The organism is Ekhidna lutea, from assembly GCF_900188325.1.
In the GTDB taxonomy this organism is placed as follows: Bacteria; Bacteroidota; Bacteroidia; order Cytophagales; family Cyclobacteriaceae; genus Ekhidna; species Ekhidna lutea.
The window spans coordinates 253,240-268,386 of the sequence record NZ_FZPD01000005.1 but is presented as its reverse complement, the minus strand read 5'-3'; the positions used below and the strand labels follow the sequence as shown (position 1 = coordinate 268,386).

General features: G+C 40.4%; 10 protein-coding genes and 2 tRNA genes. 8 read left to right on the top strand and 4 right to left on the bottom strand.

The window, feature by feature from the left end; translation table 11 throughout:
- Nucleotides 1-36: 36 nt before the first annotated feature.
- A complete protein-coding gene (locus tag CHB71_RS15090; RefSeq protein ID WP_089357773.1) occupies nt 37-1,083 on the top strand; it encodes a response regulator in 1,047 nt (348 codons plus the stop codon).
- Between the two features lie 105 nt (nt 1,084-1,188).
- Here CHB71_RS15090 and CHB71_RS15085 read toward each other — a convergent pair.
- Nucleotides 1,189-1,262: transfer RNA gene (locus tag CHB71_RS15085), tRNA-Arg, on the bottom strand.
- Between the two features lie 154 nt (nt 1,263-1,416).
- A tRNA-Ser gene (locus tag CHB71_RS15080) sits at nt 1,417-1,503 on the bottom strand.
- Nucleotides 1,504-1,673: 170 nt separating this feature from the next.
- Here CHB71_RS15080 and CHB71_RS15075 point away from each other — a divergent pair.
- On the top strand, nt 1,674-2,408 hold the full coding sequence (locus CHB71_RS15075) for a toxin-antitoxin system YwqK family antitoxin (protein ID WP_089357772.1): 735 nt from the start codon (nt 1,674-1,676) through the stop codon (nt 2,406-2,408).
- A 1-nt stretch (nt 2,409) separates the two neighbouring features.
- Here CHB71_RS15075 and CHB71_RS15070 read toward each other — a convergent pair whose 3' ends face one another.
- Complete coding sequence (locus CHB71_RS15070) at nt 2,410-8,529, bottom strand: T9SS type A sorting domain-containing protein (RefSeq protein WP_089357771.1); 6,120 nt, start codon at nt 8,527-8,529, stop codon at nt 2,410-2,412.
- Between the two features lie 569 nt (nt 8,530-9,098).
- On the opposite strand from CHB71_RS15070, the gene CHB71_RS15065 reads away from it, so the two are divergent.
- The 3 genes from CHB71_RS15065 (at nt 9,099) to CHB71_RS15055 (ending at nt 12,309) form a co-directional block, all read left to right on the top strand.
- Nucleotides 9,099-10,067, top strand: coding sequence for a vWA domain-containing protein (locus CHB71_RS15065; protein WP_089357770.1), 969 nt, complete (start codon nt 9,099-9,101; stop codon nt 10,065-10,067).
- Complete coding sequence (locus CHB71_RS15060) at nt 10,064-10,876, top strand: tetratricopeptide repeat protein (protein WP_089357769.1); 813 nt, start codon at nt 10,064-10,066, stop codon at nt 10,874-10,876. The genes CHB71_RS15065 and CHB71_RS15060 overlap by 4 nt, the downstream gene beginning before the upstream one ends.
- Nucleotides 10,877-11,130: 254 nt before the next feature.
- Nucleotides 11,131-12,309 carry an acetyl-CoA C-acyltransferase gene (locus tag CHB71_RS15055; protein ID WP_089357768.1) on the top strand — a complete coding sequence of 393 codons (1,179 nt, stop codon included), beginning with the start codon at nt 11,131-11,133 and terminating at the stop codon, nt 12,307-12,309.
- A gap of 65 nt (nt 12,310-12,374) precedes the next feature.
- Here the strand turns inward: CHB71_RS15055 and CHB71_RS15050 are convergent, their stop codons facing one another.
- A complete protein-coding gene (locus tag CHB71_RS15050) occupies nt 12,375-12,905 on the bottom strand; it encodes a hypothetical protein (RefSeq protein WP_144017442.1) in 531 nt (176 codons plus the stop codon).
- A gap of 259 nt (nt 12,906-13,164) precedes the next feature.
- Between CHB71_RS15050 and CHB71_RS15045 the strand changes: the two genes are divergently transcribed.
- The 3 genes from CHB71_RS15045 to CHB71_RS15035 all read left to right on the top strand — a co-directional run bounded on the left by CHB71_RS15045 (nt 13,165) and on the right by CHB71_RS15035 (nt 15,147).
- Nucleotides 13,165-13,383 carry a hypothetical protein gene (locus tag CHB71_RS15045; protein ID WP_089357766.1) on the top strand — a complete coding sequence of 73 codons (219 nt, stop codon included), beginning with the start codon at nt 13,165-13,167 and terminating at the stop codon, nt 13,381-13,383.
- 95 nt (nt 13,384-13,478) lie between these two features.
- Nucleotides 13,479-14,789 carry a toxin-antitoxin system YwqK family antitoxin gene (locus CHB71_RS15040; RefSeq protein WP_089357765.1) on the top strand — a complete coding sequence of 437 codons (1,311 nt, stop codon included), beginning with the start codon at nt 13,479-13,481 and terminating at the stop codon, nt 14,787-14,789.
- Nucleotides 14,790-14,808: 19 nt separating this feature from the next.
- Entirely contained in the window at nt 14,809-15,147 is a 339-nt protein-coding gene (locus tag CHB71_RS15035; RefSeq protein WP_089357764.1) for a potassium channel family protein, read from the top strand.

Sequence of the window (15,147 nt, the reverse complement as noted above, 5' to 3'; positions counted from 1 at the left end):
TAGTAATTTGGAGGTGTTCAGAAATAACCGGAGAATATGAGCAAGCACAGGATACTAGTAATCGAAGATCAGGATGATGTCCGAGAGAATATTGTAGAATTATTGGAACTCTCCAATTACACTGTTTACTCTGCTCAAAATGGAAAAGAAGGCATAAAATCAGCTTTGGATTCTCCACCCGACCTGATTCTCTGTGACATCATGATGCCGGAAATGGATGGTTATGAGGTATTGTATCTCCTTTCCAAAAATCCGGAGACGGCTTCCCTTCCTTTTATTTTTCTGACTGCCAAGGCGGAGAAATCGGACTTCAGAAAGGGAATGAATATGGGGGCTGATGATTACATCACTAAGCCCTTCGAAGAAATGGAGCTCTTAGGAGCCATTGAGCGTAGGCTAAAGAAATATGAAGAACTCTCCAGCATTTCTGGTATGGACCAGTTGGTTGAACACGCGGCAAAGTATCAAAATATTCAGGAGCTGGAAAAAGAGCGAAAGGTTCAGACCTTCAAAAGGAAAGAGATTATCTATCGTGAGGGAGATTATGGGAATTTCGTTTACAAAATATTAAAAGGTAAGGTTAAGTCCTATCACATAAATAAAGATGGTAAAGAGTTTATTCATGACCTTCGAAAAGAAGGTGATTTTTTAGGTGAGCAATCTGTAATCCAGGATACCGCACGAACTGAGTTTGCTGAGGCATTGGATGATACAGAAATGATGCTGATCCCTAAAGATGACTTTCAGGAGCTAATCTTTAAAAACCGAGAGGTATCGGGTCAGTTTATCAAGATGCTTTCAAACAACCTGTCCCAACGAGAAAAAGAGCTGATGGAAATGGCTTATAACACCGTTCGAAAGCGCACCGCTGATTCCCTGATGAAGCTATACGAAACATATCAAGGTGACCAAAAAAATGTAACAATCGATGTTTCCAGAGCAGACTTAGCGGGAATGGTCGGAACGGCAACAGAGTCGGTCATCAGAATTCTATCTGAGTTCAAAAAGGATAAATGGATAGAGATAAACGGAAGCGCTATTTCGATTTTGGAGCCGGAGAAAATAAAAGCAATCAAATTCTAATAAGAAGAATTTTATCATAGGAATAAGCAACCACTTATTGCGGAGAGAAGGATTATTTCATGATCCCTTGAAACAAAAAACCCTGACATTTCTGTCAGGGTTATGTGATTGCACAGGGACTCGAACCCCGAACCTGCTGCTTAGAAGGCAGCTGCTCTATCCAGTTGAGCTATGCAACCATTTTGTTGCTGAGAGAGGGATTATTTCATGATCCCTTTTGGGGAGATGAAACAAAATGCTGATACTTCGTATCATACCAACCTCCTCAAAACCCTCATTCAAGTAAACTTGATTCGGATTTTCTCCGGATGCTGCTTTCGCAGCATTTTGTTGCGGAGAGAGGGGGATTCGAACCCCCGGTACGATTTCTCGTACGCATGTTTAGCAAACATGTGGTTTCAGCCACTCACCCACCTCTCCGTGGTTTTTAGCTAATGCTTAAAATTGACTCACATTTGAGTCAAAACCTTATCAAAAAAAGGCCCGTTAACCGGGTACATCCTGAAAAGGAGTGCAAATATAAAAGTTACGGTCAAAAATCCATTTCAAAGCTTTAATTCTTTAGTAATTTCATGAAATAAATCCTTGACATGAACAAAAATCAAATCGTTCTTTCTCTGGTGATCATTAGTTTAATAGGTATGAGCTCAGCATATCTGGATTTATTTGAGGTGATAACCAGAGATCCTGTAGCAGACAAAAAACCTAAAGTAAAGCATGGTGAGGTGCGACAGTATACGAAAGACAGTAGGCTAAAGACAGTAGTAAATTATGATCAGGGGATCAAGCACGGCACTTCATACCTGTATCATGATGATGGTGAAACCGTGTTATTAGCCATGCCCTACGAAAATGGCAAACGTGAAGGGGTATCAAAAAAATACTATGAGAACGGGCAGCTATACGCATCCACTTCCTACCAAAATGACAAACTTCATGGTATACGTACCATCTATTATTCTACCGGACAGATTAAAGCAGAAATTAATTATGGATATGGAAATCCCGGTACTGGCACCAAAGAATACCTGATTGACGGTGACTTAAAAGATGAAATCAAAATCACTTTCGAAAACGAAGGTTCAATTATTTGGCTGGAAACCTCTGAGCCTTGTGAGGATAAAACCTTTTACATAGGTAAGCTTATCGAGGACACTTACTTTGATCCCGTTGATTTAAACATCCGGCTCTTAACAAAAGAAAACGGGCGATACTTTGTGGACACAAACATTTACACGCCCAGTTACCTCAAGTATCAAGACATCATTTGCGCTTGTGAAAGCTCACAGGGCAACCCGCTTGTTCTAAAAACCACCCTCTTTTAGGCTACTTTACAACAACCGTAAAAGTTTTTGAATGACCAGCTACCTCCAGCTTTAAAGTATATCTACCTAGCGTAAGGTGACTCACGGGCACTTTAATTTGACTTCCAAACACAAAAGAATCCACTGGAAATTGTCTGCCTGAAATATCAGTAAGGCTCAATTGAAATCCTTCGCTAATGATTTGAGGATCAGACAAGCTAATATTTATTACATCACTGGATGGGTTGGGATATACCACCCAATCAGACGATGCATAGGCATCTACCATTATGATGTTTGAACTGGATGACTGGCCATCAAAATCTACCTGAACCAACTGATAATAATTTAATCCGCTAGTAGGCTTCTTGTCTACAAACTGATAGTCAATCGGATTTGATGAATCGCCCATACCAGGAATTTTTCCGATAGTTTCAAAAGATTCACCATCACTGCTCCTTAGAATCAGAAATTTTTCATTGTTCTGTTCAGTCAATGTTTGCCAAAACAGTTTAATCACCTGACCTTCCAATTTCGCTTGAAAGAAGTTTAGCTCAATGGGTAAAGGTGCATCGTCATTCCCAGGACTATAATGCGGAACAAATGAAGAGAATGAGTTAATCCCAAAGGTGAATGACTTACCCAGACTGCCGGCATCTGCCACCAATGGTTGATGTGAACTCCTTGTTCCCCCCGAAACAAAGGGATCAAGATCATCAATACCTGAAATTTTAGTGAAATGGATACTGTCCGCTTGAAATTCTTCCAAAGTATTCGGATTGTATCCATCTGAGACCGCTTTATCTCTTAAATCAATTGGATCTGCGTCTAAAGAGTAGAATCGAATATAAACATTGGAAGAAGGCTGAGTGGTTGGTGTAATCCACCAATTTCTATTCAACACATATTCATCCTGAACGCCCCCTACGGTTTGTTTCCGAACGTTGGCTTCACCACTGAGTATCCTCACGGCCCAGCAGGTACTTCCCAGGTCATTGCCAACCGGATTTATGGAAAACACCAGACTTCCGTTATTATCCGTCACGTGAATCCATTGATACCCATCCATATCAATACAGTTCCCCCCACTAACCTGATAATCAGCCTGCAATGATCGAACGTTTACAACTCCAGAAGGAAGTCCCGGGCTATCTTCATTAAAGGGATCAGTTTTAGTAAGTGCTTCGATAAAATCCGGAATACCATCTCCATCTACGTCTGAATTAACATCAATTGGTGCGTCTGCTCCTCCAGCTAGTAATATGGCTTCAAGTGCATCTGAAATTCCATCTGCATCTCCATCTGATCCTCCTGACACTGTAGGATCATTCACATCATTAGGGTCCGTGTCATTCAACACTTCGTAGTAATCAGGAATGCCATCACCATCTGTATCTGTTGAAAGATCTGGGTCAGCGGCACCTCCTTTACTCGTAATATAGCTCTCAAATGCATCGGGAATTCCATCATTATCCGTATCTGCATCACCAGTATTCGTAGGTTGATTTCCATTAAAAGGGTTCGTTCCATCCGCTACCTCCAGCCAATCAGGAATACCATCTCCATCGGTATCAGTGACTCTGGAAATAGGACCAGCAGCTCCATTGTCAATTAAAATTTGCTCTAGCGCATCCGTTATCCCATCACCATTGATCCCCGTATCATTGATCCCTTTATTAGGAGCAGCGTCAAGGTTGTCATCATCGCCTCCATTTGTAATCGGTGAATTCGCATCTGCTTCATTAGTTCCATAAGCCAATTCAAAATAATCAGGAATGCCGTCTGAGTCAGAATCTGTTGAAAGATCTCTCCCTGTGCCAATACTTATGTTAACAGCACCACTTAAGTCAATCCCTTCAAATGTCAGTGTCGTTCCATCAAAGCTTGCTGCTGAAGCGATCCTTATGGTTCCATTCGTAAAATCCGAATCATCATCTATGATAAGGGAGAAATCAGTAAGTGTGTATGCACCATACCCTCCCCCGGTAAGATCAAAAGACAAGTTCACTGTTCCTACATCTCCTGTTTCAGTAATACCCCAGATTCTTGTAGCTCTTTCTGTAACGGTTGAAGGTAGATTAGAGGTGGATGATGTAATCACTCCTCCATCATGACCCCAAAACAAGTAGTCCTCGCTATTTAAACTCGATGGGTTACTTATAGTTAATATGGCCGAGGCATCCAGGCTAGCATTGCTATTTATGCTTAGACCATGATCAGCATTGGCACCAATAGCAGCAATTGCATTGGGGTAACTAGTTAGGTTGTACAAGTTTGTGCCGTCATTGTAGGTATATCCGGTACTGCTTATATCCAATTCAATTCCATATTTGATAGCCAGATAAGAGGTAATATCTCTTCGCTCATTATCTGTAAGTCTGGCAGAGAAAGTCACAACTTCTGCAATTTTGCCATTCCACAATCCTCCTCCAGCACCCAGATCCTCGGCTAATCGATAAGCCTGATTAGACAAAGCTGTGTACGTTCCAGCATTCGCTTCAGCATTATTAACTCCTATCCCGTCAATGAACAAATCCTGACCATTATTGGTAGCATTTTCACTGGCATTAACAATTAATGCATCAGAATATGATACAGCAGTGGTTTCATAACCAGACCTGTAATTTCCCGCTCCTCTATAAAGATGCGTAACCACCTCATTAGTTAAGTCACTTGTGGCATCACCGCCAAGAGCCATACTTGTGAGCTGGCCGGATTCGAATCCTACGATGGTTCCAAATCCTGAATTATAGTTATAAGTAATATCCGGGTCTACTACGATAAAATAATCATGCGAATAGAACCCTCCTGAGCCGTCCATGATATCGTTTGTTCCATCAAAATCCAATGCGGGTTTATTACCAATTGCACTTTCTACATAAAGGGGACGATTTCCTCCTGCCCCGGTTGCATTGTTACTCCCAGCCTGATCTTCCCAAGTTGTCACAGCAGCACCGTTTGTAGTTGTACTTGTTCCTGCATCTGCTCTTAACCAAAGCGACATATTTGCATGAAGACTTGCTTCCACAGGCACACTGACTGTAAAATAGTCATTGTCCGAAAAGGTGACATTTGTGAACACAACGGTATCTCCTGAAAAATAGGAGCCTTCGTATGAAGTAGTAATAGTCGAAAAATCATTTGACGTATTTACCAGCAAATGATAGAGCCCTTCAGATTTAGCCCTTCTGTTAAAATTTGTAATTGCTCCAACGTATACCTTGACTGTTACCGGACCGGGTGAGCCTGTGACATCCACCTGCCATTCCGTTTGCATTCGTTCCTCAAAACCTGATGGCAACTCGGTTGATTTCACCAATGTTTTATCCGTTGCATCACTGCCCCACAAAACATAATCACCTGTGCCTAAATCCGTACCACCAGCTACATTCACTACTGCGTCAGCATTTCCGCTCATAGAAGAGGTCTGAATGAGGCCGTGATCCAAATTTATTCCGATCCCAGCTATATCATTTGCATAGGCAGTGTTGTTATAAATAGAAACACTAGAAGAGGTGTATGGATCAGAAGAAATATCGAGTGTAACTCCATACTTTAAGGCCAGATACGAAACGACATCCCTCCTGTCTGAATCACTCAAACGTGTATTGTAGCTAATTATCTCTGTAATCTTTCCATCGTAACTATCTGTGCTGTTGAAATTATTTCCAAGACGAAAGTAGGAATTGCTGCGATTAGCAAATGTTCCACCAGCACCATTGCCGACACTTAAATCATTTATCAAAATATCCTGAGCCGTAGGAGAAGCATCGACATCATTTCTGGAATTGAGGATAAAGACCGGATCAAGGGAAGCTGCGGCATCTATATATGCTGACCGATAACTATTGACAGCATGACCTACCAGGGTATCTCCTCCATTGATGCCAAGGTACATTCCATCAAATGCACCATTGCGTAACCCAAGCACAAACCCATTTCCGCTCCCGGACTGCACAGTAGCATCAGGTTTTAAGACCATAAAATAATCCTGTGTGTTGAACCCAGCTATCCCATCTAAAAAGTCATCAGAAAAATCGATTGCATCATTAAAGTTGACTTCATTTTCCAATAGAGTTGGTTTTTCATTGTCATCTCCCTGGTCAGCATCATTACCATTTCCACTAACATCTGCCCAACTAGTCACCTGATTGGAGCCATTTACACTCACTCCATCTTCAGGTCTCAACCATAATGTAAGACCCGCTGAAACCCCACCTGGAGCAATTGTTTGTACATCACCACCTAGTGTAAAGAAATCGCCATCACTCAAATCAACATTCTCAAACGAAAGAAGATCCTTACCTCCATTTCTTGTCACATTTCCGCCCAAAATCAAAGAAGATACTGCGTCATCTCCAAGGTCGGTTGGCATTGTAGCTGTTCCTGGTGCTACAATTAAGTTTAGTGTAGTATTGTCTTTGTCTACTGCCAGATTGGTTATATCAAACGTCAAAGTAATGGTTCCTACATCTCCCGTTTCTTTTACCTTCCATATCCGTTGCAATCGATGCGTAATCCCCGTAATCACATCTGATGTGGTAAAGGTATTCTCTCCATCATCGTTCCCCCATACCAGATACTCTCCGTCATCCAGGTCTGAAGCTGAGCCAACATTTACAATCGTAGCATCATTGATACTTTGACTGGTTTGTTGATTTAAACCCTGCGTGGTTACGTTTTTTCCTATTCCTGCAACATCATGATGATAAGATTGATAGGCTGTATTTGCCGTGCCCGGCCATATGATGGTTGAGCCATCTACCTGATAATCATAATTTGTTGCAGCGCTGGAAGGATCCTCATCTAACGTGATCCCATATTTAATTGCCAGGTAGGTTTCTACATCAACTCTATCGCTCGCACTGAGTTTGGAACTGTAAGAAATAACTTCCGCAATACCTCCTTGAAAATCGTCAGATAGGTCAAATCCATACCCAATGATGTATGCACCATCCGCAAAATCTGTATAATCTGTATCCGGATCTACTTCAATATTATCCACCTGTTCACCGTTTAAATAGAGGTTTTGACCATTATTTGTTGCATTCCATCTGTCATTGATAATGATTGGATTAGCCAAAACGTACTCTCCGCTGGCATCCTGAAATGCCGAACGATAACCCGTACTTGGCTGAATGGTGTGTGTTATTAGTTCATCATCAAACTGTACAGTTGAGGCCCCAAGTTCCAAACTTCCAACATCGCCTGGTTCATATCCAATGACATCTCCGGTCTCTGCAGAACTACTACTGATAAAGTCAGGATCTATTACTACGAAAAATTCCCGGGTGTAGAATCCTGCAGTTCCCTGAACATAAGAGTCATCATATTGCAAGGCTGGGTTTTCGTTTATTGCATCAGCTAAGAATCCAGGTCTGGATGCATCTGTTGTCTGTCTTGCATGATTTGCATTGCCGCTTTCATCTGCCCAAATTGCAATATTTCCGTTTTCCGTATAAATGGGACCATTTGCCCTTAGCCATAAGGACAAACCACTGCTGACATTTCCGGGTGATGTATTCGAGGTTTGATAACCTGTTACGGTAAAATTATCGAATCCAACCCCAACATCTGTAAATAACAAATCCGATGCAAAATTCACTCTGAAACGAACCTGATTATTGTTTTCCAATATTTCCGGAAGAGGTATGGATGCTGTAACCCAACCACCATTATCGCCTGACCACCCTTCTGTTCCTAAGCCATCATTACTTGCATCATTATACCAGTTTGAACCATCTGTTGCTGACCCGAGCAAATTCCAGTTGGTACCATTATTACTCGAATACTCAATATTGAATCCATCAAAATCTGCTTCAGTATTATAACTAATATCAACTTGGAGTATGAGACTGTAATGACCTGTCAAATCGATGGTTCCGCTAGTCGTTGTGACATTTGTATTACTGGAATAGTTATCGAAACTGGTAGGATGCAAATAGTTACCATCCGATCCTGGTAATGCTACATTGGCATCCCTGGTCCAGTCTGTAGATGACCAGCCTTCAAATCCCGCCTCAAAATCATCTGCGTATATGATGGTTTGTCCAGAGGTAGGTAAGTATAAAACAACTAATAAAGCTACCAGAATAACCTTATAAGCTTTGATACCTTGTAATTCAAGATTGTGAGTTTCCATAGTCCATAAATTTTTACTAAACTGATTGACCCAATCAGATCAGGAGTTTTCATATAACTTTAATCATTGTGTGACGATGGGAAATCTTTCTAATTGACCACTTTGGCTATAGTGGTTTGGACAACCATTTTTAAACGAATACTATAGAAAAATAGTAAACCTAATCATGGTGAAAATTCCATGTCATACACTTCTAATTTGAAAAAGTTTGGTAAAAATGAAACATCCAAAATCACTCACATGGACATCTCAGCTTGGTTCTTAATCAATGCATTAATAAATTTTATACCAACTTGTTCACGCTTATTGTAATATAACAATATCTAATATAACAATACGGTATAAGAAATGCAATATCATACCAGTAATCAGTATCTAAAATAATATTAATTTTAATACATACCTCTGTTATCAACGTATGTTTTTATCGTGATGACTGAGTTTTAAGTCCTATTTTCATTCATCATTAAAAAATGTTAATCTATAAAAATCTTATTCTTTAGAAAGGATTGATCTGTTAGCTTTGCCGGCCATGAAACAAGTCCGATGAAAACAAAACATTACTGTGTATGAAATGGGTGAATGCCATCAGCACATTTGAGTTGGTATTAATTTCAATTTTTGTAATCCTTTATCTGGCCTTCATCTGGCGTGTTATTAGCACAACACGAAGACTAGGACTTCCTGCTACCCGGGTTTTGATCAAAACAATCCTTCGCACAGTCTATTTTGCATTAATTATCACCGCTCTACTTGGCCCAAGTTTTGGTGATACATCCAGGGAAGTGAAAACCGTGGGGAAAGATATCTTCATATGCATTGACCTAAGCCAATCAATGAATGCCACCGACGTTCAGCCTTCGAGACTGGAAAAAGTTAAGTTCGAGCTTAAAAGTATTGTTGAGGCTTTCAGTTCAGATCGAATTGGATTAATCATGTTTAGCAGTGAGGCGTATATGCAATGCCCGCTCACCTACGACAACAACGCACTTAATCTTTTCATCCAAACACTTAATACGAACATGGTACCAAACTTTGGTACGGACTTTGGGCCTCCGTTAGAAATGGCAATCGAAAAACTCATAGCAGATGATACGGTAGTCACTCGATCAAAATCCAAAATCACAATACTAATTAGTGATGGCGAAGACTTTGGAGACAACACGGATGAAATTGCAAGCGACCTGGAAAATGAGGGCATTACACTATTTACCCTTGGGGTTGGCACAAAAAAAGGAAGTAAAATACCTACCCGAAATGGGTTTAAAACGGATAATAGTGGGAATGAGGTAGTTTCTCAACTTAATTCTACTTCGCTCGAAGACTTAGCTGAGAATACCGGTGGTGAATATTTTGAAATAAATGAATCAAGAAACGATGTTGCACGTTTGATAAGTGCCATCAACAATGTAGAGGGTGAAACGCGAGATTCGAAGCAAGTTGATGCCACCCAAAACAGGTATTTCTACTTTTTGGGTCTGGCATTTCTTTTGATGGTATTGGATGTGGTATTTAGCGTGAAACTAATCAAACTATGAAATTCTTATTGATCATATTAGCCTTAGTCATTACCGATCCTAAAGAGATCGCTAAAGTTAATACGCTCAAAAAACAAGCAGAAGAAGCTTACCTCAATGGTGACTATGAAGATGCAATTGATAAATACACCATGCTTCATGACTCACTGGACATTGAAGATGCAGCAGTGCAGTTAAACCTTGCACATTCGTATTATCATCTGGGAGATACATCCGGAGCTAAAAACAACTACAACAAGGTCTTCACATCCTCAAATAACAAGCTTAAATCTATTGCCTTACAGCAATTAGGGGTGATGAACAAAGATGCCGGACGATTGGAAGAGGCGTTGCAACAACTTAAATCTGCGATCAAGGCAGATCCTACAAATCAAAAAGCAAGATACAACTATGAAGTAGTGAAAAAATTGCTACAAGAGCAGGAGCAGCAGCAACAAAATCAGCAGAATCAGGACCAGGAGAACAAGGACGGAGAAGAACAGCAAGAGCAACAGAACAAAGACGAGCAGGAAAAGAAAGACGGTGATCAGGAAAACCAGGAGAATCAGAATGGTGAGCAGGATCAAGAAAAGTCTGACGAACAAAAAGAGCAAGAAGAACAGCAAAAACAAGATCAGCAAGAGGGCGAAGAACAGGAACAGGAAAAATCTCAGGATCAAATAACCAAAGAGAAATTGGAAGAGATGGGAATTAGTGAAGAAAAGGCTCGACAGCTGCTGGAGGCAATGCGTCAGAGTGAAATTAAATACCTACAACATCAACGCAGGAAGCCTACGAAGCGGCCTCCTAGTGGAAAACCTGACTGGTGATACCAACTCTCAATTTTATTGTCTTCCTGAAGGTCTCGAAGGATAACAATAAAATGGATCACGAGTACCTCAAACTGACAAAATTATTTTCTGTGTCGAAATGATCAGGGAATTTGATTAGGTCACATACAAGCAGCTTAATCCCATTACCATTTACTCCCAACTTTTACGATCTTTGCGGTTCCGAGTCCCAATAGTTATCGGGACTCGGGGCTTTTTATTGATTTTAATCACAAACGACAACAATATTTAATATGAAGGAAGTTTACATCGCATCTGCAGTACGTACCCCAATTGGAAGTTTTGGAGGCAAGCTCTCAGGCTTTTCTGCAACCCAACTTGGCACTTTTGCCATTAAAGGGGCCCTTGATAAATCGGGTGTTGCTGCTGATCAGGTTAACGAAGTGTTCATGGGAAATGTGCTTTCTGCCAACCTTGGTCAGGCACCTGCGAGACAAGCTGCAATCGATGCAGGAATTGGCACCAATGTACCATGTACTACAGTAAATAAAGTTTGCTCATCTGGAATGAAGTCTGTAATGCTGGGCGCTCAATCCATCATGCTGGGAATCAATGATGTGGTGGTAGCCGGTGGAATGGAAAGCATGTCAAACGTGCCTTACTACATTCCTAAAGCACGCTTCGGATACAAATACGGTCACGGACAGATGATAGACGGACTGATGCATGACGGCCTTTGGGAAGTTTATAACAAGTTCCCGATGGGTAACTGTGCGGACAATACAGCAAAAGAAATGAACATCTCCCGTGAGGCACAAGATGAGTATGCGATCAACTCCTACAAGAAAGTAGCGGCAGCTACCGAAGCTGGTGAGTTTAAAGATGAGATCGTCCCTGTGGAAATCCCACAGCGAAAAGGTGATCCTGTGGTGATGAACGAAGATGAAGAATTCACGAATGTGAACTTCGATAAGATTCCTTCATTACGACCAGTATTTGACAAAGAAGGGACTGTAACTGCAGCTAATGCATCCACAATCAATGATGGCGCCTCTGCATTGGTACTAGTAAGCAAGGAAAAAGCAGAAGAACTAGGACTAACACTAATAGCAAAAATCAAAGGATTTGGAGATGCAGCGCAAGAGCCAATCTGGTTTACCACTGCTCCTTCTCTTGCAATCCCTAAAGCACTTGCTCATGCAGGCATTGAACAGGAAGATGTAGATTTCTGGGAAGTAAACGAAGCGTTCTCAGCTGTTGCAATCGCTAACCAGCAGAAACTTGGACTGGATGCCGACAAACTAAACGTGTTTGGTGGTGCAGTAGCGATGGGACACCCACTGGGAACCTCTGGTGCCAGAATCATTGCAACACTTGTAAACGTTCTCAACAAGAAAGGTGGCAAAATCGGCTGTGCAGGTATCTGTAACGGTGGCGGTGGCGCATCTGCTATTGTGATTGAGAAAGTTTAGATAGACTTACCCTCAAGTGTAATACTTAAAAAAAAAGGGGCTTATAGCCCCTTTTTAGTTGTTTATTATTTGTTTAAAGTAATTGAAATTGAAATACTTAATTCATCATTTATACCATCTTCATCAATATCTTCTGAATCATCAACTTGAGTAAAAGATCCCACAAACATCGACTCTGTTAGAGAAACAATATTCACTTCAAGCTCATCTTCCGTTCCTTTATCAAAAAGAACTTTCGTATCATTACTTGTAAGCTCCCATGTGCCTGAGTCAGTTCCTTCACTATCTGTAGATGTATATGTGCCATCTGATTTAAATTCAATATCAATTTGGAAACCTTGCTCAATCTCACTTTCCAAAGCAGTCTCAATTTGTTCTATCAAATCTGGAGATATACCCAAATTTGTATAATAGGTGGCTAAGTCATCTCCGTTGATTGTAATGTCTGTTACAGCCACTGATCCTGAATTCCATGATCCAATTAGCTTTCCTGAAACACCCGCAGTAATACCCTCATCTTCAGAACAAGCTATGAATACCGACAAAATAACGAGAAGAAGCGATTGTAGTAGTGTTTTAGCAGTAGTTTTAATCATAGTTTTACTTTTTTTTCCCAAATATATATAAGGAAATTTCATGTATTTAGTAATGAAATTAACTTTTTAAAGACGGAAAACAATAAGAAATGGAACGGGATTTCCGCACGAAGTAGCTCTTGTACATACTCACGATTTTGTGCATTGAAAAATCCAGACTTAATAGCTACTAGCTACCCATTATGAAGGCTGCTAAATTTGCTTTGTCCATACGTAACTTGCTCCCTAGTAACCCCCCGAGCATTTCGCAACGCAACCATTGACTACTGCAGATATCATAATAACTAACGATGGCAACACACTTTACGAAGGTGACATTGAAGCGTTTACCAATGAAATAACTATAGCTGAGAGAGCTGCAGATCTATATCAAATTACAATCCAAAAAACAGGATACCCTGATTTAACAGAAGAATACACTAAAGCGCAACTCGAATCATTTGGTGAAGTACCACTCCTCCTGTATTTGGGAATATGAGGGAATTATTGGATGTTACTTTCCGGTAGGGGGCAGATCATCACTACAATTTATAAATTAGCTCTGCGTTTTCTCGTAGAGCTTTTTTTATCACCATGATCAGACAAATTGTTTTCCTATTTTCACTTTGCATTCTTTTTTGTGCGTTCACGCAAACGAAAATCGAAACCTTCTACCCAACCGGTCAAAAGAAGGAGCAGTATTTCATTTTAAATAATGATAGCTCACTGGTTGATGGGAACTACCAAATGTTTGATCCCAAGGGAAATGTAATTGTCAAGGGACAATTTGATCAAGGAAAGAAGCAAGGCATTTTTTATAATTACTATTCGAATGGAAACATTCAGCGTCAAACTATCTATGAGGAAAATCTCAGGGAGGGACTAACTCAAATTTTTTCTCCGACAGGTACACTTGTACAGGAAGCTACCTTTAACAATGATACACTTGTTGGCCAGATCAAACTATACAATGAATCCGGTCAACTTAAGGGTGCCACAACCTTCGAAAATGGAAAGCCGGATGGTCCGGTATACTCATACTTCGAAAATGGGGAAGTAAGGGAAGTGGTGAATTATAAAAACGGGAAGCCAAATGGGAAAACCATAAAATATTACCAAAATGGACAAGCCCAATTAGAAGCAAACTACGTTAATGGTCTGCTTGATGGAGACTACAAAACCTTTTATCCAACAGGTAAACTTGAAATGGAAGTAGTGAACAGACAAGGTGATAGAAGCGGATCTGTGAAAATGTATTATGAAAATGGTCAATTAAAAGCCACAGGTACGTATGGATCGGGGGCCCTTCAGGGTGATTACCTTGTTTATTTTGATGATGGTGACTTGAAGAGTGAATACAAGTATAAAGACGGATACCGAGTTGGAAAAAGTCTGGATTACCATGAAAATGGTGAGGTCAGACTGGAGTCCAGCTATTCCAATAATGGCCAAAATGCAACAATCAAAGAATACACCGATAAAGGCAAACTTATAGCTCAAAAAGAACTTATAAATGAACTCCCTGATGGAACCTGGAAATCATGGGACTCAAAAGGACAATTATTAACAATTGAACGATATGAAAAAGGAAAGCTTCATGGCAAACAGGAGACCTTCGAAAAAGGCCAAAAAATAGCAGAAACGAGTTTCCAGTTTGGTAATAAATACGGGCTATATAAAGAATACTATTTAAACGGTGACCTTAAAATTGAGGCCGCTTATGAGCTTAATAAGCTTCAGGGTAGCTACACGTCTTATTATAAAGGAGGTGGCATTGAGTATCGGGGAAAGTACATAAGAAATAGAAGGCATGGTGAGTGGGAATATTTTGATAAAAAAGGTCAGCTTACTAACAAAATCACATATAAACACGGAGTTGAGGTGACTGAAGAGGATTCAAATTAATTAGTGACTTTATTTGCCAATGATTTTCTTTCGAACATTAAAAGCATTCCTTTCAGATAAAGAATACCGAGACCTGCTTTTAACAGGAATTACAATTCTTATTATGGGCACTCTTGTCTATCATGAGCTTGAAGGCTGGACATACCTGGACGCTTTCTATTTTTCTTTTATCACACTCACCACCATTGGGTTTGGGGATTTTGCGCCACAAACAGATGCCGGGAAAATTTTCACCATCATTTACATAACCATTGGGGTTGGGATCATACTGGCTTTTATCAATACCCTTTACCATCATTACAGTACTCTAGTGAAAAGAAAGGTTAAAAAAAATTCCCGGGGTAAAAAAGAAGATTAA

What these genes read in the sequence shown, in the direction of transcription:
- CHB71_RS15035 (WP_089357764.1), top strand. Translation starts at nt 14,809, where the DNA reads ATGATTTTCTTTCGAACATTAAAAGCATTCCTTTCAGATAAAGAATAC.
- CHB71_RS15065 (WP_089357770.1), top strand. Translation starts at nt 9,099, where the DNA reads ATGAAATGGGTGAATGCCATCAGCACATTTGAGTTGGTATTAATTTCA.
- CHB71_RS15040 (WP_089357765.1), top strand. Translation starts at nt 13,479, where the DNA reads ATGATCAGACAAATTGTTTTCCTATTTTCACTTTGCATTCTTTTTTGT.
- CHB71_RS15070 (WP_089357771.1), bottom strand. Translation starts at nt 8,529, where the DNA reads ATGGAAACTCACAATCTTGAATTACAAGGTATCAAAGCTTATAAGGTT.
- CHB71_RS15075 (WP_089357772.1), top strand. Translation starts at nt 1,674, where the DNA reads ATGAACAAAAATCAAATCGTTCTTTCTCTGGTGATCATTAGTTTAATA.
- CHB71_RS15050 (WP_144017442.1), bottom strand. Translation starts at nt 12,905, where the DNA reads ATGATTAAAACTACTGCTAAAACACTACTACAATCGCTTCTTCTCGTT.
- CHB71_RS15090 (WP_089357773.1), top strand. Translation starts at nt 37, where the DNA reads ATGAGCAAGCACAGGATACTAGTAATCGAAGATCAGGATGATGTCCGA.
- CHB71_RS15060 (WP_089357769.1), top strand. Translation starts at nt 10,064, where the DNA reads ATGAAATTCTTATTGATCATATTAGCCTTAGTCATTACCGATCCTAAA.
- CHB71_RS15055 (WP_089357768.1), top strand. Translation starts at nt 11,131, where the DNA reads ATGAAGGAAGTTTACATCGCATCTGCAGTACGTACCCCAATTGGAAGT.